At 39.8% G+C, this 23,632-nt stretch carries 18 protein-coding genes and 1 other annotated feature; all 18 genes read right to left on the reverse strand.

Annotated elements, in window-relative coordinates; genetic code table 11:
- Nucleotides 1-9: 9 nt before the first annotated feature.
- The 18 genes from H8S17_RS03960 to H8S17_RS04045 all read right to left on the reverse strand — a co-directional run bounded on the left by H8S17_RS03960 (nucleotide 10) and on the right by H8S17_RS04045 (nucleotide 23,593).
- Nucleotides 10-588 (reverse strand): anthranilate synthase component II, encoded by a 579-nt coding sequence (locus H8S17_RS03960; RefSeq protein ID WP_186866330.1) that lies wholly within the window; start codon nucleotides 586-588, stop codon nucleotides 10-12.
- The gene (trpE, locus tag H8S17_RS03965; RefSeq protein ID WP_186866331.1) at nucleotides 585-1,994 is read right to left on the reverse strand and encodes an anthranilate synthase component I; all 1,410 of its coding nucleotides are present in this window, start codon (nucleotides 1,992-1,994) and stop codon (nucleotides 585-587) included. The genes H8S17_RS03960 and trpE overlap by 4 nt, the downstream gene beginning before the upstream one ends.
- A gap of 267 nt (nucleotides 1,995-2,261) precedes the next feature.
- Nucleotides 2,262-2,566, reverse strand: a binding site (T-box leader).
- A gap of 155 nt (nucleotides 2,567-2,721) precedes the next feature.
- A complete protein-coding gene (gene rplS / locus H8S17_RS03970; RefSeq protein ID WP_178051552.1) occupies nucleotides 2,722-3,075 on the reverse strand; it encodes a 50S ribosomal protein L19 in 354 nt (117 codons plus the stop codon).
- A gap of 115 nt (nucleotides 3,076-3,190) precedes the next feature.
- The gene (locus H8S17_RS03975; RefSeq protein WP_186866332.1) at nucleotides 3,191-5,686 is read right to left on the reverse strand and encodes a DUF6273 domain-containing protein; all 2,496 of its coding nucleotides are present in this window, start codon (nucleotides 5,684-5,686) and stop codon (nucleotides 3,191-3,193) included.
- Between the two features lie 2 nt (nucleotides 5,687-5,688).
- The gene (locus tag H8S17_RS03980; RefSeq protein ID WP_186866333.1) at nucleotides 5,689-6,852 is read right to left on the reverse strand and encodes a hypothetical protein; all 1,164 of its coding nucleotides are present in this window, start codon (nucleotides 6,850-6,852) and stop codon (nucleotides 5,689-5,691) included.
- A gap of 23 nt (nucleotides 6,853-6,875) precedes the next feature.
- Nucleotides 6,876-7,784, reverse strand: a complete 909-nt coding sequence (locus tag H8S17_RS03985) for a mechanosensitive ion channel family protein (protein ID WP_186866334.1) — start codon at nucleotides 7,782-7,784, stop codon at nucleotides 6,876-6,878.
- A 104-nt stretch (nucleotides 7,785-7,888) separates the two neighbouring features.
- Nucleotides 7,889-9,121 (reverse strand): DUF1015 domain-containing protein, encoded by a 1,233-nt coding sequence (locus H8S17_RS03990; RefSeq protein ID WP_178050375.1) that lies wholly within the window; start codon nucleotides 9,119-9,121, stop codon nucleotides 7,889-7,891.
- A 15-nt stretch (nucleotides 9,122-9,136) separates the two neighbouring features.
- A complete protein-coding gene (locus H8S17_RS03995; protein WP_178050376.1) occupies nucleotides 9,137-10,300 on the reverse strand; it encodes a phosphoglycerate dehydrogenase in 1,164 nt (387 codons plus the stop codon).
- Between the two features lie 48 nt (nucleotides 10,301-10,348).
- Nucleotides 10,349-11,431: a 3-phosphoserine/phosphohydroxythreonine transaminase gene (serC, locus tag H8S17_RS04000; RefSeq protein WP_178050377.1), complete on the reverse strand. Its 1,083-nt coding sequence runs from the start codon at nucleotides 11,429-11,431 to the stop codon at nucleotides 10,349-10,351.
- A gap of 100 nt (nucleotides 11,432-11,531) precedes the next feature.
- The gene (gene ilvB / locus H8S17_RS04005) at nucleotides 11,532-13,214 is read right to left on the reverse strand and encodes a biosynthetic-type acetolactate synthase large subunit (RefSeq protein WP_186866335.1); all 1,683 of its coding nucleotides are present in this window, start codon (nucleotides 13,212-13,214) and stop codon (nucleotides 11,532-11,534) included.
- Nucleotides 13,215-13,277: 63 nt separating this feature from the next.
- Nucleotides 13,278-14,939 carry a dihydroxy-acid dehydratase gene (gene ilvD / locus H8S17_RS04010; protein ID WP_186866336.1) on the reverse strand — a complete coding sequence of 554 codons (1,662 nt, stop codon included), beginning with the start codon at nucleotides 14,937-14,939 and terminating at the stop codon, nucleotides 13,278-13,280.
- 157 nt (nucleotides 14,940-15,096) lie between these two features.
- Nucleotides 15,097-16,197 (reverse strand): 3-isopropylmalate dehydrogenase, encoded by a 1,101-nt coding sequence (gene leuB / locus H8S17_RS04015; RefSeq protein ID WP_186866337.1) that lies wholly within the window; start codon nucleotides 16,195-16,197, stop codon nucleotides 15,097-15,099.
- A 155-nt stretch (nucleotides 16,198-16,352) separates the two neighbouring features.
- On the reverse strand, nucleotides 16,353-16,838 hold the full coding sequence (locus tag H8S17_RS04020; RefSeq protein ID WP_186866338.1) for a GNAT family N-acetyltransferase: 486 nt from the start codon (nucleotides 16,836-16,838) through the stop codon (nucleotides 16,353-16,355).
- Between the two features lie 47 nt (nucleotides 16,839-16,885).
- Complete coding sequence (locus H8S17_RS04025) at nucleotides 16,886-18,616, reverse strand: O-antigen ligase family protein (RefSeq protein WP_186866339.1); 1,731 nt, start codon at nucleotides 18,614-18,616, stop codon at nucleotides 16,886-16,888.
- A 92-nt stretch (nucleotides 18,617-18,708) separates the two neighbouring features.
- The gene (locus tag H8S17_RS04030; protein WP_243237963.1) at nucleotides 18,709-19,779 is read right to left on the reverse strand and encodes an Ig-like domain-containing protein; all 1,071 of its coding nucleotides are present in this window, start codon (nucleotides 19,777-19,779) and stop codon (nucleotides 18,709-18,711) included.
- A gap of 76 nt (nucleotides 19,780-19,855) precedes the next feature.
- Nucleotides 19,856-20,092: a hypothetical protein gene (locus H8S17_RS04035; RefSeq protein WP_178050609.1), complete on the reverse strand. Its 237-nt coding sequence runs from the start codon at nucleotides 20,090-20,092 to the stop codon at nucleotides 19,856-19,858.
- Nucleotides 20,093-20,114: 22 nt separating this feature from the next.
- Nucleotides 20,115-21,152 carry a hypothetical protein gene (locus tag H8S17_RS04040; protein WP_186866340.1) on the reverse strand — a complete coding sequence of 346 codons (1,038 nt, stop codon included), beginning with the start codon at nucleotides 21,150-21,152 and terminating at the stop codon, nucleotides 20,115-20,117.
- 551 nt (nucleotides 21,153-21,703) lie between these two features.
- Complete coding sequence (locus H8S17_RS04045; protein WP_186866341.1) at nucleotides 21,704-23,593, reverse strand: GTP-binding protein; 1,890 nt, start codon at nucleotides 23,591-23,593, stop codon at nucleotides 21,704-21,706.
- Nucleotides 23,594-23,632 lie beyond the last annotated feature (39 nt).

Raw genomic sequence — 23,632 nt, forward strand, 5'->3', positions numbered from 1 at the left:
TACTGTATCTTAACGCCTGCCTTCTGTATTTGATATAAAATTATCAATGATCCGTTTTCCATGTTCGGTATAAATGGATTCCGGATGAAACTGTAAGCCGTATACCGGATATTCTTTATGCTGCATTGCCATAATCTCTCCATCGTCTGTAACTGCTGTCACACGTAAGCAGTCCGGCAGTCCTTCCTGTTGTACGGCAAGTGAATGATACCTTGCCACTTTGATCGGTGAATCGATCCCTTCAAATAATCCGGTTCCATCATGGGTGATTTCTGACTGTTTTCCGTGAAACAGTGCTTTTGCATAAGATACGATACCGCCGAATGCTTCTCCAATACACTGATGTCCTAAGCAGATACCAAGCATCGGGACTTTATCGTAAAATTCCTTCACAACTTCCATACAGATGCCTGCCTCTTTCGGACTTTTCGGTCCCGGCGATAAGATGATCTTTTCCGGCTGTAATTCCTTGATCTCCTCTATTGTGATCTTATCATTACGGATGACTTTGATATCATTGCAAAAAACACCGATATACTGGTACAGATTATAAGTAAATGAATCGTAATTATCTATTAATAAGATCATAAGTTTTCCTCCTCGACTAATGTCTTTGCAAGTGCCATGACTTTATTGCAGCATTCCTGATATTCAGACTCCGGTACGGAATCTGCAACAATTCCGGCTCCTGCCTGTAGATATACCCGGTCTTTTTTCTTGATCATTGTACGGATCGTAATACAAAAATCCATATCTCCGTTAAAATCAATATATCCTGTTGCACCGCCATAAAGCCCGCGCCTTACGGTTTCTAATTCATCAATGATCTCCATTGCCCGAATCTTTGGCGCCCCGCTTAAGGTTCCTGCCGGCAGGAAAGATGCAACAAGATCAAGTGGATGTGAACTGCCGTTTTTCCTTCCTTCTACTGTCGATACGATATGCATGACGTGTGAAAATTTCCGGACTCCCATAAATTCAGTCACTTTTACAGTACCGAATTTTGCGATACGTCCCATATCATTTCTTGCTAAATCGACTAACATAACATGTTCTGCACGTTCTTTTTCATCCGCTAAAAGTTCTGCTTTTAATGCTTCATCTTCCGCATCATCTTTACCTCTCTTACGTGTTCCTGCGATCGGACAGGTAAATACTCTGTCGTCCTGCTTTTTCACGAGCATTTCCGGTGAACTTCCGACCACTTCAAACTCTCCATAATTAAAATAATATAGATATGGTGACGGGTTTAATTCCCGAAGTTCTTTATATAATTCAAAACCGCTCTGTTTCGTTTCGATTGTCCATCTCTGGGATAATACGGTCTGGAAAATGTGTCCTTCTTTGATATAGTTTTTGATCTTTAACACTTTTGCTTTATATTCTTCTAAGGTATCGGATTTCTTGATTACTTTTCCATCCTGACAAAAACGTGTTTTCTTTTCTTCATTTTTCTCTCTGACCTTTGCAATGATTCTTGCTGCCTTTTCTGCTGCTTTTTGCTTTCCTGCTTCATCATCTGATTCTAAGACCACAACGGTTAACGTTTCGGCAATATGATCTACAACGACAAATTCTTTCATCAACATCATCTGGATTGTTTCTATACCGATCTCATCTGGGTTATCATCCGGTAATTCTTCGGAATATCTTACAAAATCATATCCTAAGTTACCTACCAGTCCGCCGGAAAATCCGGTATCTCCATCTTCCCGCCTGATCTCAAAACTGCTGTAATATTCTTTTAACAGCTCAAGTGGATTGCCCTGTTGTGTTGTGATCGTTCCATCCTGATGAAGGATCTCTAGTGACTGTCCCCTCGATGTGATGATTTCCTCCGGCAATGCTCCGAAAAATGTGAACCGGTCGTAATTCTTATCATAACTTTCTAACAGAAATCCTTTCTCTTTTCCTACCAGATTCTCATACATACCGATTGCGGTTTCATTTACGATGCTGACTGTTTTCTTATAAACACGATATACTCTTTTCATAATGTTCCTCCTTTATCTGTCCCGATAGTAACTATTCAGAACCCCACCCATATATTTGCAAAACCGCACGATCAATCGTGCTTTACCGCTGCTTTGCAGCTATTTTGCTCATATATGGGGCGGCGGCTCTATTCGAACCACCTTGTGAATCATAAAAACTGCTACTTATATGCAAGCATGACGTATCAATTTTTATGATTCTAAGGGATTCTGAATAGTTACTCCTGATAAATAAAAAACCGGACATTCTGAATTTCTTTTCAGAATGTCCGGGACGATTGTTCTCGTGGTGCCACCCAGTATTCACTATGAAGTGATGTATTATGATCCCTATAAAAACAAAAAAACATTTTCCTGATCCGGAAAATGTCTGCCACCAATCTCATAGTCTTATTGATACGGAATTACTTCGATATCTCACCCTTGTAACGTAAGGAAAACGGCATCCGCTACTATCATTCGCTTTGCATCTCACAAACCCATTCCTGTAAAACTTTCCTGTTATCTTCCACCAGCCGATAACTCTCTGTGAGGACTCTTTCTACAGTACTCTCTTTGATCATTGATTTTACTTATTCTCTTGAAATTACGGTCAGTTTAGCATAGTAACGTGGCACTGTCAAGGATTTTTTGAAATTTTTCCAAAAAATTTCTTATTCAAAAACGCAAAAAATCTGCTGTGAGAAACTCACAGCAGATCCTTTCACCCGTTCGTAATAAGCATCAATTATTTTACTAATTCTTTAACCTTAGCAGCTTTTCCTGAACGTTCTCTTAAGTAGTTCAATTTTGCTCTTCTTACTTTACCAAGACGAACAATCTCTACTTTTTCTACGTTTGGAGAGTGAAGTGGCCATGTCTTTTCAACACCAACACCGTTTGAGAATTTACGAACGGTAAATGTTGCACGGTTGCTTCCACCCTGTTTCTTTAATACAACACCTTCAAATACCTGAATTCTTTCACGGTTTCCTTCTTTAATCTTACCGTAAACTTTTACAGTATCTCCTACGTGGAACTCCGGTACTTCAGCCTTTAACTGTTCTGCTTCAATGTTTTTGATGATTTCACTTGCGTTCATTTTATTTCCTCCTATTTGTCCGATGTTCTTAATACATATCTTGTAGCAGAGGACCATCGCATACTTTACACAACTATTGCATCATACCATAGAATGTGTGAAGATGCAAGTATTTTTATTTAATCTTTAAGCGGAGCTTTCCCTTCTTATTGCTGCCATCTGTTGCGGCTGCGGTAATCGTAACATACTTTCCTTTTCCTGCTTTTTTTGCCTTTACGACACCTGTTTGCGTCACCGTTGCATACTTCGTATTTGAACTTATATATTTAAGTTTCTTATTGACTTTTTTTCCTGTAACTGCGATCTCTGTTTTTAACTGGATACTCTTTCCGGCTTTGATTGTCTTAGAAGCTGCGGATAATTTTACTTTCTTTACCGCATGTTTCATAATGGAGATCTTACAGCTTGTTTTGACATTGCTGCCATCCTGTGCAGTTGCTGTCAGTTTTACGGTATGACCTGCTCCGGCTTTCTTTAATACTAGTTCTCCCTTTTTATTGATAGATGCATATTTTTTATTATTAACTTCATATTTCACTGTCTGATCGCTGGCATTTGCAGGTGTTACTTTGACTTTTAATTTTACCTTCTTTCCTACTGCCAACTTTTTCGACGGAAGTTCTATCTTTAATTTCTGTACAGAGGTCTTCGCCACGCCTGTATGATCTGAAGATGGCTGATTTGTACTACCGGTAGTACTGCCTGAATCATGATTGTTCTGACTATTATTATCCTGACGGTTGTCCTTTGTATTATTATCTTTTATATCATTGTCTTTGGCAGGATCATTCTTCGTATTATCATCCTTTGTATTATCGTCTTTGTTATCATTATCTTCATCAGGATCTGGAACCCTATCAGCAATATAGTTTATTCTGATCATAGGAACAACACCTAGTGCGATGTCGGTCTCCTCACCATATTTTGTATCTACCGCTCCAGCCTTTGTGATAAGAGCATCCGTATTGTCATAATTCCCCTTGATCCCACGAAGCCAGAAATTTCCTTCGTCCGGCCAGACATCTTCTGGCAATTCTGTTGTCTTATAGTTCTGTATTCTCTGTTTTTTTGCATAATCTGTGAAAGAAACCGCTCTTTGGTCATACGCATCCGTATATTTACAGAATCCATATGATGGATTTAACATATCAGAAGAAAATGGAAGATATACCGCATCAGTTGTTATATCATTAGATACATTCATAAGCTCTGTCTGTTTGATATCTGCCTTTTCTTTTTCATCAAATGCCTGCTGATAGAAAGTTTCATTCAACCATTTACGGATGACGCTTGAAGACCACCGATAACTGCCATCCCATCTGTCATTTTCTCCTAAATCATATTCCTTACAGTCAATAGCATTCTGTGTCATCAGATACAGCGTTGTTCCATCATAGGAAAGTACTTTCCACTGAATTGGCTCCCATTTGTAATAAGTATAGGTATTTTCTGTACCATATTCTAACACTCGTCTGTATTTTGTATTACCAACAACCGCATCGCCATTTTCATCATATACTGCATCCGTAATCTCTGCTGTTACATCTGCCACCTGTGTAGCCGGATAATTTCCAAAAGATATCGTATCCCAGATGCTATTGTGATTTGTCTTGCAATAATGTACCGGTGCCTTGAATGTCTGTGATGCTGCTGACTGTTTCAAATGCATAACAGGTATAATACCAAGATTTGCACAACCAACAGCAGAACCTTCCAGATCAAATTTACCATTGATAATACCTGCTGCCTGGCTTAATGATTTTCCCGGTGTACGCAGCCACCAGTAGCTGCCCTTCTCTCTCGAATCGGCTGCAAATTCACTATAATGTGTTCCTTTGGAATAACTGTAATCGCTGGCAGCCGGATTTCTTGTCTGTGAAAATTCATTGGTGATCTGGCAAAAACCATATTTCGTATTTTGTACTTCTTCCTCTGATAAAATATAGATCTGGTCTGTTGTATTTTTACCACCATCGATGCTATATACAGAGTTTCTTGGATTGGTTACGTTTGTCTGTTTGATAAGCTTCTGTTCTTCCGCTGAAAACGCCTGCCCGATAAACTTTTCATTCAACCATTTCCGCAATGTAGAAGTTTCCCATGTTACTGAACTGTATTTGCTGCTATCATATTTCTGACAGTCAAGTGTCTGTTCTGCCATAACAAAAATATCATCATCACTGACTTCTAACACCTTCCATTTGACCGGTTCCCATTTAAAATATCTGTATCCTTCCCCTGACGGATAATTGATTACACTTGTCGCATCGTCCCTGCTCATTCTACGATATGTCACTCCATCCACAACGGCATCGCCGGTTGTACTGTCATAATCAGCATTGATGATCGCATCGGTCAGTTCTGTTCCTGTGATCTGTGTCTGCGGATACATTCCAAATGTGATTGTATCATAATCTGTCGTATCTTCTCCTATACAAACATGCAGTGGATTTTTCGGCACAAAGGCTGCTGCCTGTGCGGATATGCCCGGCATTCCTAAAATACCAATACATCCTGCCATCATACATGTAAAAATCCTTTTACTCCATGACTTTATTTTTTTCTTCTGCTCCATCCTTTTTAATAACACCTCTTTTTTCCTTTCTGTCAATCTTATTTCATTCCTTCTAATACTTCTATGATTTTTTCAGTGGAATAAGCTTCATCCCACTGGTATCCCTCTTTGGCTTTATCGGTATCATAAATTGCCCTAAGATCCTGTTCATATTCTTCTTTTGATACTTTTGTTCCATTCCAGCTGTATTCATATAATGGTTCTCCATTTTCATCTAGTGCATCTCCCATTTCCGATGCAAACCAGTATTCACCATTACCGATCAGTGTCAGCACACCATCTTTGATACTGTAAACATTATCATAATAATAACCCATCAATCCTTCTGAATTACATAGAAGATTTTCTTTTTCAATATAAGTAAAATATAATCTGCCTAACTGTGTTTCCTGAATCCTGCCATTATAAAAATTGAGGATCCGGCATCCGGCTGCCTCACAGTTCCCGATCTCAACAACTTCCGGTACATCATCTGCATCTAAATAGATCAAATCATATTCCTGTCCCTCATCGGCTGTATGCGTCCTGATATGATCGATATATGCCTGCTGCCAGCCTTCCATGGACTTACTACTGCTGCCGCTATTTGCAGTATCCACTGCACCGATAAACTGCTTGACGGAATCTACGGTCATTTCTGTCAATGCCGCATTGGTTTCCTTAGAAAGTTCTTTTTCTAATGTAAATTGTCCAGATGCATTTCCTTTGTAAATACGTGCCTCCAAAAATTTATCATCATTTTCCGGCTGATAACTGCAAATGGTAATGATATCAGCTGCTCCATCTCCATCATAATCCGGAAAAGAAACTGCCTCGACTGCATAAAACTGATCATTTTTCCGTCGGTTGTCTGACTCCATGCCTTCTAATTCAGCAATTTCCGTTCCCTGCTGTTCGATCGTAAAAATAACATCTCCCTGTTTTTCTGCCGGTGCATAGGAACTGAATGACACCTTGCCCAATGGTGCTAATTCTACATCAAATGACTGTTCGCTGATCTTATTTCCACGCATTGCCGTTTCTGTTTCCTGTAATACCGTTTCTGTGTCAGTCTGGCTGGTATCTGTTTCACCAGTGACAGGTTCGGTGCTCTCTGCCGCATCATTTATCAGCACAGCCTGATCTGTACTCTGCCCACATCCTGCTGCAAACAGGCAGATGCTTCCAACAGCTAAAGCACTTTTTATCCTTTGTCCTCTCATTTTAACTCTCCCTTGTGTCTTTGCTATTTCTGCATCTGTATATCAATCTTCTGATAAGGGATCTCAATCTTATGCTCATCAAATGCAAGTTTGATATTCTCGGTCAGCCTCCATTTTGCCTCCCAGTAATCTTCTGTCTTTACCCAGATACGAAGTCCTAATGTCACTTCACTGGCACCTAATTCTGACACGAATACCTTGATTTCCTCATCTTTTAAACCTGCTGTATCACTATCTGCTACATTATAGAGCACTTCTTTTGCAAGACGCAGATCTGCTTCGTATGCAATGCCTACCTGTAAAGCAAGCTGGCGTTTATCACTATGGGTAACATTCGTCAAACTGCTGTTTGCCAATGTACCATTCGGGATCACAATGGTTCTCTGATCGACCGTTAAAAGTTTTGTATAGAAGATAGAAATTTCTGCAACCGTTCCCTCATTGCCATGTGTATCTTCTTTGATATAATCGCCTACTTTAAACGGCTTTAATAATAAGATCAGCACTCCTCCTGCAAAATTAGACAAACTGCCCTGCAATGCAAGACCGACTGTCAGTCCGGCAGAACCTACCACCGCCACAACAGATGCTGTCGTAATACCAAACAGTGTCAAGATCAGTACGATCAGTATAAAATACAAAATGTATTTCAGCAGCGCATCTAAGAACTGTCTTGCTCCTAGATCTGCATCTGATTTTTCTAACCAGCGTTTTAAGATTTTTCTTGCAAGTTTGATCACTTTTGTACCGATAAAGTAAATAACGGCTGCTAATAAAATTTCTAATGCAAATCCTAAGATTCCGGGTAAAAGGCTCTCAAGCCACTGACGAATCATGCTAGGATTCGTATCTTTTATCTTTTCTGCTGCTGCGCTAACATCTTCTAATGTAACTGCCTCTGTGGTAACATCCGTAATATCCTGTATTCCCATTGATAACCTCCAAGCCTGTTGTTGTATAGTATACATATTAACATTATCTTTCGTATAACACAAACGAAACCGTACAAGATAGCTGTACGGTTTGTATGGAATAATTACAGTTCATGTATAAATAATCCGCTCCGGAGTTTTGGTTCAAACCAAGTAGATTTCGGCGGCATCAGGCGGTTTGCATCTGCTACAGCAAATAATTCCTGTATTGAAGTCGGATACATCGCAAATGCCACTTGACAATCCTCTGCTACCCGTCGTTCTAACTCATGGATGCCTCGGATGCCACCCACAAAATCGATCCTTGCATCCGTCTTTGGATCTTTGATGCCAAGCACCGGGTCTAACAGCAGATTCTGTAATAAAGACACATCTAAACCTTCTACCGGATCTTCACTTCTATCTTGTGCTTTTATCGTAAGTTCATACCATTTATCTGCAAGATACATCGTGATCTTTCCCTTTTCTTCCGGCTTTTTCGCACCTGAAAGTTCTTCTACGGAAAAAATCTCTTTTACTTTTTCAAGAAATGTATCTTCGTTATAAGCACCTAGATCTTTTACCACACGATTATAATCCATGATCATCAGTTCTTCATCCGGAAAAAGTACGGACAGGAAATAATTAAATTCTTCCTCTCCTGTATAAGATGGATTCTGCTCTCTCCGCATCAGTCCTACTTTCACGGCAGATGCTGCCCTGTGATGTCCATCTGCAATATAAATCTCCTGTATCTTTGCAAATGCATTCTGTATCTTCGTAATATCTTCTGCTGCATCGATCCTGAATACTCTGTGACGGATTCCATCATCTGATATAAAATCATACAGCGGTGTTCCCTCCTTTGTATCCTTTACAACCTGTCTTATGATATCATTTGCACGATATGCCAAAAAGATCGGTCCTGTCTGTGCATTACAGGTATCTACGTGATGGATACGGTCTGCTTCTTTCTCTGCCCTTGTATTCTCATGCTTTTTGATCACTTCTGAAACATAATCATCAATGGATGCACATGCCACAATACCTGTCTGCACCCTTCCATCCATGGTCAGTTCATAAATATAATAACATGGTTTATCTTCCTGAATAAAGTCACCATCTTCGACCATTTTCCAGAGAATATCATGTGCCTTTTTGTATACACATGGATCATATGTATCGACAGAATCATCAAACTGTGTTTCTGCACGGTCGATCTTTAAAAAAGAATCAGGATTTTTTGCTACTACTTCTTTTGCTTCTTTTCTGTTATAAACGTCATAAGGTAAAGCAGCAATCTTTGCCGCTTTACCTTCTGATGGACGGATACACAGAAATGGTCTGATCGTTGCCATTCTTGTTCTCCTTTATTATTTTACAACACGTACTTTTAATACACCTTCAATAGCTTCTAATTTTGCAGCTACTTCTTTTGTAACCGGAGTATCCACATCTAATAATGTATATGCATAATCTCCTTTGGATTTGTTCATCATATCCTCGATATTGATGTCTGCATCTCCTAATACAGAAGTATACTGTGCAATCATACCTTTGCTGTTTTTATGTAAAACAGCTACACGTCCTGCTTTATCACAGCCACCCATGCTGCAGTCAGGATAGTTTACAGAATGTACGATATTACCATTCTCTAAGTAATCCCTGATCTCTCTGACTGCCATCATTGCACAGTTGTCTTCGGATTCTTCTGTAGACGCTCCAAGATGTGGTGTTAAGATCACACCCTCTTTTCCTGCTGTTGTAGGATTCGGGAAATCTGTTACATATCTCTTTACTTTTTTATCAGCTAATGCTGCTACGACTGCTGCTTCATCTACCAAAAGATCTCTTGCAAAGTTTAAGATCACAACTCCGTCTTTCATCATATCGATCGCATTTTTATCGATCATGCCTTTTGTAGAATCTAATAATGGAACATGTACGGTGATATAATCACACTCTTTATAGATTTCCTCTACATTGCTGATGTGTTTTACATTACGTGATAAATTCCATGCTGCATTTACAGAAATATATGGGTCATATCCATACACTTCCATGCCTAAATGTGTGGCTGCATTTGCAACCAGCACACCAATCGCACCAAGTCCGATCACGCCTAATTTCTTACCGGAGATCTCACAGCCTGCATAATTTTTCTTCTGTTTCTCTGCTAATTTTGCAATGTCTGCTTCATCTTTGGACTCTTTGATCCATTCGATACCGCCTACGATATCACGGGAAGCAAGTAATAAACCTGCAAGAACCATTTCTTTTACACCATTTGCATTTGCGCCTGGTGTATTGAATACAACGATTCCCTTATCTGCACATTTATCTAATGGAATATTATTGACACCGGCTCCGGCTCTTGCAACTGCTTCTAAGCTATCCGGTAAATCTAAATCATGCATGGATGCACTACGGACTAAAACCGCCTGTGCATCTTTTAAATCTTCTACTTTTTTGTAATCATCTGATAACAGATCCAGACCGACATTGGCGATCGGATTTAAACAGGTATACTGAAACATATCCTCTACTCCTTTTATAAAACCTTTTTTACGATTATTTCTGTCAGATCATGCGTTGTTTTTTTCAAATTCACGCATAAATTCTACTAATTTCTCTACACCTTCCTTTGGCATAGCATTGTAGATAGAAGCTCTCATACCACCAACGGTACGATGTCCTTTTAAGTTTTCAAAGCCTGCTTCTTTTGCTTCTTTTACGAATTTAGCATCTAATTCTTCGTTACCTGTTACAAATGGTACGTTCATTAAAGAACGATCCTCTTTAACAACAGTTCCCTTAAAGAGTTTGCTCTGATCTAAGAAATCGTATAAGATTTTTGCTTTTTCCTCATTACGTTCTTTCATAACAGAAAGTCCGCCCATTTTCTTTAACCATTTGAATACTTTTCCACAGATATAGATACCATATGCAGGTGGTGTATTGTATAAAGAATCTGCATCTGCATGGATCTTATATTTTAACATGGTAGGTGTTCCCGGTAAGGTATCTTCTGTGATCAGATCCTCACGGATGATCACGATAACAACACCTGCCGGTCCGATATTCTTCTGAACACCACCGTAGATCACACCATATTTGGTCACATCAACCGGTTCAGATAAAAAGCAGGAGGATACGTCAGCTACTAATGTATGTCCCTTTGTATTTGGTAACTTTTTATATTTTGTACCGTAAATCGTATTGTTTTCACAAATATATACATAGTCTGCATCTTCTGGAATGTCTAAATCTGAGCAGTCCGGAATATAAGAGAAAGTCTTATCTTCGGAAGATGCTACTGCAACTGCATCTCCATAGATCTGTGCTTCTTTCCATGCTTTCTTTGCCCACTGTCCGGTAATAATATAGGCAGCTTTTTTGTTCTTCATCAGATTCATCGGGATCATTGCAAACTGCTGTGATGCTCCACCCTGTAAAAATAACACTTTATAATTATCCGGAATGTTCATCAGTTCCCTTAAATCTGCTTCTGCTTCTTTGATGATATTGTCATATACTTTAGAGCGGTGGCTCATTTCCATAACAGACATACCACTTCCCTTGTAATCTAACATCTCATCTGCTGCTTCTTTTAGTACTTCTTCCGGCAGAACGGCTGGTCCTGCAGAAAAATTGTAAACTCTGCTCATTTTCACATATCCTCCTCAAATTAATTATTGAATACTGCTTCTTGTATATTTATTCACTAATGTAATCTTTTTCGACACAACTGTCAATTCTTTTTTTTTATTATTTTTTTACTTCTAAGTCTTCTTCGGTGAATGCTTCGCTGATCGCAGCCCCCGGTGCTACCATCGGCCACACTTTATCGTCCTTGTCGATCACGCAGTCGATAACGACCGGCATCTTAGCTTCTAATGCCGCTGTAATCGCAGTTTCAAACTCCTCTCTTGTGGTTGCCCGATATCCTGTTGCACCCATGGCTTCTGCTAATTTCACATAGTCCATGCCATCATCTAAAATGGTTGCCGAATATCTTTCTCCATAAAAAAGATTCTGCCACTGTCTTACCATACCAAGTACGTGGTTATTGACAATAATCTCGATCATTGGGAGTTTCTGGCGGACTGCTGTTGCAATCTCATTCATGTTCATACGGAAACATCCGTCACCGGCAATATTGATCACTTGTTTGTCTGGATTTCCGATCTGTGCTCCGATCGCTGCTCCTAAACCATATCCCATCGTACCAAGACCACCGGATGTGATCAGTGTATGTGGTTTGGAATATTTATAAAACTGTGCTGCCCACATCTGATGCTGTCCGACTTCGGTAACGATCACTGCTTCGCCTTTTGTCTTCTGGTAAATCGTATCGATCAGATATGGACCACTCAGTCCTTCTTTTGGATAAGTCAATGGATATTTCTCTGCATATTCTTTGATATGCGCTAACCATTCTGTATGTTCCATCGGTTTGATCCGGCTGTTTAAGCGGGACAAAACCTCTTTGACATCTCCGATGATACTTGCATCTACCATAATGTTCTTGTTGATTTCTGCTGGATCGATATCAATCTGTAAAATCTTTGCATGATGCGCAAACTTGCTTGCATTTCCGGTTACACGGTCAGAGAATCTTACACCGATCGCAACTAAGAGGTCACACTCACTGACACCATAGTTTGATGTTTTTGTCCCATGCATACCTAACATACCTGTGTATTTCTCATCTGTACCGTCAAATGCACCTTTTCCCATCAACGTATCACAAACCGGTGTCTGGATCTTCTCTACAAATTCACGTAATTCCTCACTTGCTTCGGAGATAACAGCTCCACCGCCTACAAATACATATGGACGTTTGGATTTTTCGATCATATGTACTGCCATATCAAGATCTTCTTCTGTGATCTGGTCTGTGAAACGTCCGATCCTCTCTGGTTTTTCTGGCGTGTATCTGCATTTCTGTGCGGTAACATCTTTTGGAATATCAACTAATACAGGACCCGGTCTTCCTTTTGTGGCGATCTTAAATGCCCTGCGGATCGTCTGTGCTAGTTTTTCTATATCTTTTACAATGAAATTATGTTTTGTGATCGGTGTTGTGATACCGGCAATATCAATTTCCTGAAAACTGTCTTTTCCTAACAGCGGCACACCAACGTTACAGGTAATTGCTACCATCGGAACAGAATCCATATAGGCTGTTGCGATCCCGGTTACAAGATTCGTTGCTCCCGGTCCGCTTGTTGCCATGCAGACACCGACTTTTCCTGTACTTCTTGCATATCCGTCTGCTGCATGGGATGCTCCCTGCTCATGTGAAGTTAAGATATGTCTAATTTCATCTTTATGCTTATACAGCTCATCATATACATTTAAAATTGCCCCGCCCGGATAACCAAATACAGTATCTACGCCCTGCTCCTTTAAACATTCAATGATGATCTCTGCACCTGTCAACTGCATGAAAATTCCTCTCTTTCGTCCTTACTTTACGTTATCGTCCACAACTGTTCCTGTGGATCATAACTATTTTGTTTCTAAGATAGCACCACGGTTTCCTGATGTTACCATTTCACGATATCTCTTTAAATATCCTGTAACTTCTGTCTGTTTTGGCTGCCATTTTGCTTTTCTTGCTGCCATTTCTTCATCGGATATATCTACATTCAATGTCATTTCCGGAATATTGATCTTGATGATATCTCCTTCTTCTACTAATGCGATCGGACCTCCGACAGCAGCTTCCGGTGAAACATGACCGATCGATGCTCCACGGCTTGCACCTGAGAAACGTCCGTCTGTGATCAATGCTACAGAGGAACCTAATCCCATACCTGCGATCGCAGAAGTCGGATTTAACATTTCACGCATACCCGGACCGCCTTTTGGTCCTTCATAACGGATCACTACAACATCGCCAGCAACGATCTTGCCGCCTTTGATCGCAGCGATTGCATCTTCTTCACATTCAAATACTCTTGCAGGACCTTCATGGACAAGCATTTCCGGTACGACTGCGGAACGTTTTACAACACTTCCGTCCGGTGCTAAATTACCGCTTAATACAGCAAGTCCACCTGTCTTTGTATATGGGTTATCTAATGGACGGATTACTTCCGGATTCTTATTGACTGCATTCTTAATATTTTCACCAACTGTTTTTCCGGTTACTGTCATACAGTCTGTATTCAAAAGACCTGCATCTGCTAATTCTTTCATAACTGCATAGACACCGCCGGCTTCGTTTAAGTCTTCCATATAAGTAGGACCAGCCGGTGCTAAATGGCAGAGGTTTGGTGTTTTTTCACTGATCGGATTTGCATATTTGATGTCAAAATCAAAGCCTACTTCATGTGCGATCGCCGGAAGATGGAGCATACTGTTTGTGGAACAGCCTAATGCCATATCTACGGTCAATGCGTTGATGATCGCTTCTTTTGTCATAATATCTCTTGGACGGATATTCTTATTATACATATCCATAACTGCCATACCTGCATGTTTTGCAAGACGGATCCTGTCTGAATATACTGCCGGAATCGTACCATTTCCGCCAAGTCCCATACCAAGTGCCTCTGTCAGACAGTTCATAGAATTTGCCGTATACATACCGGAACAGGAACCGCAGGTCGGACATACTTTTTCTTCGTATTCTTTTACTTCATCTTCTGTCATTGTACCTGCTGCATAGGAACCAACAGCTTCAAACATGGAAGATAAACTTCTCTTGCAGCCATTGATCTTACCTGCGAGCATCGGACCACCGGATACAAAAACAGTCGGTACATTGATCCTTGCTGCTGCCATTAAAAGTCCCGGCACATTTTTATCACAGTTTGGCACCATAACTAATGCATCAAACTGATGTGCCATTGCCATACATTCTGTAGAATCTGCGATCAGATCTCTTGTAACAAGGGAATATTTCATGCCGACATGTCCCATTGCGATTCCATCACAGACTGCGATCGCCGGAAATACTACCGGCACACCGCCTGCTTCTGCAACGCCTAATTTTACAGCGTTGACGATCTTATCTAAGTTCATATGTCCCGGAACAATCTCGTTATAGGAACTTACGATACCTACCATTGGTTTTTTCATTTCTTCTTCTGTAAATCCTAATGCATTGAACAGACTTCTGTGTGGTGCCTGCTGCATACCTGTTTTTACGTTATCACTTCTCATAAGGCGATTCCTCCATTATTTATCATCTTTATTATTTCTACGTGAAATTACTAATGCACTGACTCCTATTACTAAAACAGCGATCGCTGCTATAATCTGCATACTCATGTTCTATATTCCTTTCTGTCTGTATTTTGAATGTTCCTGCTGTATCTCCTTAGATACGTTCACAGATCAGATCTCCCATCTGTTTTGTTCCCACCTGTGTCACAGATGCTTTTTTATCTTCTTCCTGCGGCATGATATCGATCGTACGGTAACCGTCTTTCAACACCTGTTTTACGGCTGCTTCTACAGCATCTGCCTCTTTGTCAAGATCAAAGGAATAGCGGAGCATCATCGCTGCACTTAAGATCGTTGCAATCGGATTTGCAATGCCTTTTCCTGCAATATCCGGTGCAGAACCGCCGCTCGGCTCATAAAGACCAAATTTCGTATCATTTAAACTTGCAGATGATAACATTCCGATCGAACCTGTTACCATACTTGCTTCGTCAGATAAAATATCTCCGAACATATTCTCTGTTAAGATCACATCAAACTGTTTTGGATCTTTGACTAACTGCATGGCACAATTGTCTACTAACATATGTTCATAAGTGACTTTGGGATAATCTTTTGCCACTTCTTCTACGACTTTTCTCCAGAGTCTTGAAGAATCTAAAACATTTGCCTTGTCGACACTGGTTACTTTCTTACGGCGTTTCATTGCAATATCAAATCCACGTTTTGCAATTCTTCTGATCTCATCTTCTGTATAAGTCAGTGTATCTACGGCTGTCATCACACCGTTTACTTCTTCTGTCTTACGTGCTCCAAAGTAAAGACCGCCTGTTAATTCACGCATGATCATCATATCAAAACCGTCCCCGATAATGTCATCACGAAGCGGGCAGGCTTCTTTTAATTCTTCATACAGATATGCAGGTCTTAAATTTGCAAACAGATTCAATGCTTTTCTCAATTTTAAAAGTCCTGCCTCCGGTCTAAGGTGCGGTGCCAACTTATACCATGGAGATGTCGCTGTATTGCCTCCGATCGATCCCATTAAAACTGCATCAGATGCTTTTGCCTGTGCGATCGCCTCGTCTGTCAGCGGTACGCCTGTTGCATCGATCGAGCATCCTCCCATTAAAATTGCATCATATGTAAATGTATGACCAAATTTCGCTCCGATGGCATCTAATACTTTTTGTGCCTCTGCTACTACTTCTGGTCCAATTCCGTCACCCGAAATGACTCCCACATGGTAATTCATATCTATAACTTCCTTCCTTTTTCTATTTTTTGACATGGTTTTTGATTCTAGTACCATAATATAATATTCGTTTTGATATTTCAATATAGTTTGTTATTATAGTTTTTCATATTTTTTATAACCAAAAGTTATTGCATTATCTGAACTCCCTGCATTTAAAAGGTCAAACGCATCTGATTCCAGACAACATTTCCATGTGTAGACTGCGTGGAAACGCCTTCATTTACAAATCCAAACTTCGCATAATAAGGCACCAGGGCATCTTTACAGGTAAGCACAAGCCCTTTACGTTTTTGTTCTTCTGCCTCCTGTATCATCTGTTGTAAAAGTGCTCCTGCCAGTCCCCGCCTGCGGTATTCTGGAAGAGTGTTCACTCCAAAGATCATCTGCCATGCACCTTTTTCATTATGCCGTTCTGCTTCTTCATACATCGCATCGGTAAGGTCGGCTTCATCGGTCACAAATCCATCGACAAAAGAAACTAACTGTTCTCCGTCAAACATCAGTAAAAAATGATTGCCATAATATTCTACTCTTTTTGCAAACTGCTCTTTCGTGGCGGCTTCTGCTGCCGGAAAACAGGCTGCTTCTACTGCTGCTATTTTTTCAATATCCTCTATGGATGCTGTTCTGATCAACATGATTTTTCTCCTTTTCCTCTTGTTTGCAGACTGACCGTTATCAATTCCTAGCCTGCCGCGCTTAATACAATCCCTGCAAAAACCCAGAATAACGGTGATGTCTGCACTGTAGAATCGTTGAACAGATTTGCAAGCATATAACTGATACAGGCAAGATAACAGCCTAGTCCAAGCCGCATCTGCATGGAATCCATATCTGCTAAATAGAATTTTTTCTTTCCCATTCTAAGAAGGATCACATAAAAGATCAGAATACACAAAACAGAAATCCCGCCTGTCTGCACCCATTTCGTCAGATAATCATTATGTGCTTTTTCGATCACAACGTCCGGACTGTCTGCATATACGATTTTTCCGGCATAATCTTCCTGTGGAAACAGTTCTGCAAACGTATCCGGCCCGCTGCCGATCAACAGGTGGCTTTTTAACAGTGGAATCGTCCTAGACCAGATATAACCGCGGGCAGAGCCTAAGTATTCCAGTCCATGCAGATCTGCCGCTTTGACATCAGACATGCTGCTGATCTTTCCGGCAAAATTTTTATAGTAATAAGTACCGTCTTTCCGGATAAATGTCAATGTTGTTTCTGCTAAATATAATAAGATCTCCGGCTGTTCCTCTTGTATGTAAACTGCCTTTGCATCGTCTTCCATTGGGAGTGATAATTCTTCTCCCATATCTGCATACAGTTCATCTTCTGTCGTCAGATTTCTACAATAAAGCTGTTCATTTTCTGCCCAGATACGATAATCTGTCCCATCATAACAAAGGAAAATCCCATTCTTTTCTGTTGTCATACTGCTTAACGGTTCCCTGTCGTTCGTATCAATCATACGGGACAGATATTTACTGCCGCCTGCCACATCTATGACAATGAAAAAAGCTCCGGCTGCAAACAGTAAAAGTGGAAGAAGCCATAATTTTTTCTTCTTTCTGATCGGTTTTAAAAATGCTCCTGCAAGCACGATCACAACGATCAGTGCAAGTAAAGATGCTCTCGAATAGGTATACCAGATCAAAAACATCATAAGTCCGGCAATGACTGTATAGCAGATCTTTCTTTTTTTCTGTGTTTCTGTCAATGCCATAACAAATAAAACAGCAAACAGCATACATAATACGATTCCTGCATAATTCGGGTTATATAAAGACAAATAGACATTATTTCCAGAAAATGTATCCTCGATCATACCGCCATACGTTTCATATTCTTCTGCTGACATCAGAAGTTTCTGTACCCATGCAAACTGCATCAGATCACAATGAAATACCTGAAATAATCCAACGATCCCAAACACGCCGCTGATTCCCATAACTCCGTATAAAATGATCTGATAATCCTTTTCATGTTCCATCATCTGATAGGCATAAAATGCAAGTACAACATATCCGATAAGCACAAATACGCTTTCAAAAGATTCAAAATTGCCATGAACAGAAGCTGTCTGATTCATGGAAAATATGGTAGATAACATAACAAAAAGAACATAGACAAACAATGGATAAAACCACCGGATCTGCTTTGTATCCTCTTTATACAGTCCCATACGGAATGCCAGTATGATCAAGGCAAATGCTGCTACAATATCTATAAAATAGCTTTTATAATAGCAATAGAAATCTGGCAGAAGATCATCTGCTGCATACCAGTCATACTGGCTGTATCCACAGCGGTATACGGCAAGGTGTACCAGTAATGGCAATATGCAGATCATAAGCAGAAGGGGAATCATAAGATCCCACATATAGGCTGCTTTTTTCTGTGTATTTTTCTTCATGGATTCTTTCCTCCTGCAAACAAAAGGAGCAGTCCCATACAAAGTTTTGCTACGCAAAAGGGGGACTGCTCACTCATAAATCTCATGTAATCTTATTTTACTTTTACTGTTTTTCCTTTTGTCCAGTATACAGATGAGCCGATCTGATAGGTGTGTCCTTTTTTCAGTTTTACTTTTACATATTTACCTGCTCCACCGGAAAACTTATACTTTGTCAATACCAGCGTTGCTGATCTGCTGCCCTTTTTCAAGGTTACCATTCCAGAATACCATTTATTACCTGCCGTCTTATCATATACTGTAATATAAGATTTTGATGTATTCTGGCTAAGAGTATCCTGATTATAATAGGAACTTTCAATATTAGATGCCAAAATCTGGTCACTTGTAACTGCCTTGTTCAGTTTCATCGTAATGCCGCTTGTCTTTCCTGACAGGGATTTCACTTTTAAAACTTTTGCTGAACGGGTAGATGTCGGACTATTTTTCTCAGCAAAAGTAGTTAATAATGCCTGTATACGATAATATTTTGATGCATCTGGAACAGCGAGTTTGCTTGTTGTAGAATAATTCTCTTTTAAGAATCCGTCATAAGAAATCTTAGCTGCATAATCATCAGTATAATCTGTCATTTTTTTATAATAATCAGCTTTCTTTTTCAGAAGTGAAAATCCATTCTTGCCGGTCACTTTTGATGGCAGATTCTTAACAAGTGCATTTACTTCATTCTGTGCTGATGCAATAATATCTTTTTCTCCAAAGCTTCCTGCCTTTTCAACATTAACGATACAGCTTAATTTCTGTCCCTTATATTTGATCGTAATGGTTGCTTTACCTGTCTTTTTTGCTTTCACAACACCTTTAGAATCTACTGTTGCAACGGATGTTTTATTTGACTTATAAGATGTCTTTACCATGGATGCGATCGTACTTGAACTGCCTCCATAGACCATGACAAAATCACCAATATTAAACTGCTGTCCTGCTTCTACTGCGATCACTCTGCTTGATCCCGAGTAATTATAGGATGTCATGTTCCATCCCATATATGTAACTCCCGCCTGCACTTCCTGTGATGTCATCGGCAGTACTGACATGATTGTCGGCAGAATAAATAAAATTGATAAAAATACTGCCAGACGCTTTTTCATGTTCTCTCTCATGTTCATTCCTCCTGTATTTTTATTGTAGTACTTTAGTCATTTTAGCACCCTTATCTTAGATTCGCAAGAAATACTGTTAATTTTCTCTTGCCATATTGGTGATCTCGTTTAACAGTTCCATATCATCTGCTGTCAGTTTGATATTCGATGCGATCGAATCTCCATCTGGTTTTATGATCTTTACTTCAAGCACTGTGCCTTCTCCGATAGAAGCCTGTGCTGCTGCCTGTAAAAACTTTGGAAATTTCGGGTGATTCTTGGTAAATCGATCCCACATATTTTTGATCTGAAATAATTTTGCCGGATTTATCATTCGTCCGTTCTCCTTTGTACTTTTATTTTGCCTTAATCCTTGTTCCACCTGCCCATATGAGTTTTGAACCGATCAGGTAAGTATGTCCTTTTACGATATCTACATTTTCATATTTTCCATATGTATATACTGATAAATTCGTTGTATACTGTCTGCTGCCTTTTTTGAGCGTAATCAAGGCAGTATAATACTTCTCTGTCGTTTCATCATATACAGATACACGGATATTCGCTTTTGACCTACTGTTGATTGTACCATTTTCTTCCGGAAAGGCAAGCTGTGCGGCACAGATCTGATCTGCATTTAAACTCTTTGACAGCTTTATCGTAATCTTTCCTGTCTTGCTGCTTGCTGCGGCTGATGCGATCTTCATCGTCTTTTTCGACTGGATGGACGTCGGATCATTGTCTAAGATAAACTGCCTCACTAACGCTTCTGCACTTAAATACCGTCCTGCTAATGGTGCTGCAAGTTTTTCACATCGTTTATAATCGTTATTATCCGGTGCTGGACGCTCTTTTTCATATAAAAAACCGTCATATGCCAGTTTTTTTGCAGAATACGACTGGTATTCCACAAGAAATGCATCGATTTTCTTTTTTAGGGCGAATGCCTTAGATGCATTTAATTTCTTTGGAAAATTTTTAGGAAATTTCTTACCTGCTGCCTGCAGATTCTTCACTGCAGCACTACTGTCAAATGTTCCTTTTTTCTCAACAGTCAGATGGCAGACTAATCTCGTTCCCATACAGGTGACAGTAATATCCGTCTTTCCCACTTTTTTCGCATTTAAATAGCCTTTTCCATTGATCGATGCCGTCTTAGAACTGCCCGATCGGTAAGAAGCTTTTGACAATGCTGCTGTTTTCGAAGTATTTTTTCCTATAATACTGATAAAATCTCCCAAATAGAATTTCTGACCTTTTTCTACAGAAATATCTGTTTCAGTTTCGCCGTTGTACCACTGTACCTGTAATCCTGCGGCTTGTACCGGTATTGAAGTACACAAAAACAGCATTACACAGAAAAAAACAGGTATGGTTTTCCAAATTTTGCTCATAAATTCACTCCTTCATAATTTCTAACATTTATTTTTATAATTTCTTCATAAACCCTTCATTTTTAGGACACCAAATGAACACAATTTATGGATATACTAATCTCATCAAATGAAGTTCCCCCACTCATTACTTCATTTGATACAAACAAAACTTTTTCATAAACTCTCCCCTTAAGAATGCAGCAAGCGGCTGCATTCTTTTTTTGTATAGAATTTGAGAGTCAAAAGATGGCTCACAACTTAGTAGCTGGCAGATTGCACAAAGCCGAGACTGTTTTGTGACTTTGGGAGAAAATTAGTAAATCTTAGTCTGCCTGTTAATATATAGTGTTTTGCTGCCATGGACGGCAGCAAAAGTCTTAATGCCCCATGGACGGGGCGTTTAAGACGTACACGTCACTTTGTTGCGACCTAATTCAGGCAGACTTAGATTTTCTTATTTTCGTACAACGGAACAAAATAGACTCGGCTTTGTGCAATCTGCCAATCAAAAAACTTGAAGCCACCTTTTGACACTCGAATCTATATAGAAAAAGCAAGCACACACTCTTTTATAATAATGAAGATGCCCATTGTTTAATCTGTTTTAAAGAATTTGAAAATTCTTCCTTTTCCATGCATGAACCTGCAAAAGAAAAGATTCTGTCCTGTTCGCCGATCAAGTTTTCTGCCATACCGATTCCTTCCGGTGTTGTTCTTAATAACAGGATCATTCCGGCATCTAAGAACTTTCTGATATAAATTCTCTCTTTTTCATCTGTTCCCTCTGCCATAAGCTGCATGGTATGAAATCCCATGCCAAGCAGATACCGTTCTACACAATTCGCATAGTTTTCTTCATCATGCAAAAAGAGAATAAGACCTGCTTTCTGCCCGAGTGCCATCTCTCGTTCTGCTGCAGTTACTTCCTTGCAATTTTCCTTCCATACTTCCCCGGAAATTGTCTGAATGATATTTCCATAAGCGGCGAGCAAACCGGTTTCCCGCTCAAAAAGTTTTAATGTTCCAAGGGTACGGTTCTCTTTTTCCGCTGTCAGATATACCTGTTTGGAAAAACAGAGTTCACAGCGTGCAAGTGCATTCTTTGTTAAATATTCTGCATACCGGTGATCTCCTGTATTGACATCAACCTGATAATGAATCTTTGTAACTGCCGCATTGACGATATCCGTACCGATTTTTGCTAAATACCGCTTGCCCTGCGTCAGCCGGTTATCAGAAGTCCATAAGATATCTGCCTCAATACAGTCTGTAGAACTTAAAATATCTGTTTTTGTCAGTACAGAACCTCTTGCAATATCTAACTCCCGGTCTAATTCGATCCCTAATGGATTTTTTCCATTTACCATTTCTGTATCTTTATCTAGCAGATAAAGCTTTGTCACTTTCGCACACTGATTCGTAGGATAAACAAAAATCTCATCTCCGGTCTGCAATGTTCCTGATACCATTTCACCCTGTATCACTCTTTTTTTGATCACAGCACCTTTGATCTGACTGGATTTACAGATACGTTGTGTCAGGAAATAGAACCTGTCATCTTTTTTTGACTGTGGCATCTGTTCTAATAATTCCAACAGACTTCCGTTTTGATGCCAAGGCATCTCTGATGCAGCCTGAATGATATTTACGCCACTTTTAGCTGCTACCGGAACTATCTGAATGTGACAGCCCGGATATTCCTGCATCATCTGCCGGATCTCTTTTAAGATCATATCAAAAACGTTTCTGTCATATCCTGTCATATCCATTTTATTGACAGCGAATATCATATTTCGTATACCCATAAAATAACAGATCTTCGTATGTCTTCTTGTCTGTGGCACGATTCCCTTATTAGCGGCGATCATAATGATCGCTGTATCAGAATCTAAGGCAGCATAAGCCATATTTCTGGTATATTCTTCATGACCCGGAACATCTGCCATTAAAAAACTACAGGATTTTCCTTCAAATGTACTGTAGGAAACCTGTACGGTAATGCCCTGTTTTGCTTCTTCTTCCGTCATCCCTGCTAACAATGCATAGTCGATAGAACCATCTTTTCTAAGATATACCTGATTTTTTGCAATGCTCTCCTGCTCCTGCTTGCCCATGGTGTCATAAAGAAGCCTGCCGATCAATGTAGATTTTCCATCATCTACACCGCCACAGGTGATCAGCCTGCGGACACATGGTCTGTTATGCAGCTTTTTTGCCAGATGAAAACGTTCTGTATCGTCCTGTCGAAATGCAGCCTGTTCTTCTAAATTTTCTTCGACTTTCTGAAAACACAGCTGTGGCTTTTCAGGATATAATGCCTGTTCCGCCAATGTTGTGATAAATTCCTGTTCTTCACTTACTTCTGTGGCTATGGAAACTTCCTTCTGTAATGCAAATAATTCCCGCATCCGGTAAATAGCTTCTTTTTCCACAGTATTAAGCTGTATCGGTTGTGACATCTGATGCCCCCTATCCTCTTATAGCTATCTTTGCAACTA

The organism is Roseburia zhanii (genome assembly GCF_014287635.1).
Lineage (GTDB): Bacteria > Bacillota > Clostridia > Lachnospirales > Lachnospiraceae > Roseburia_B > Roseburia_B zhanii.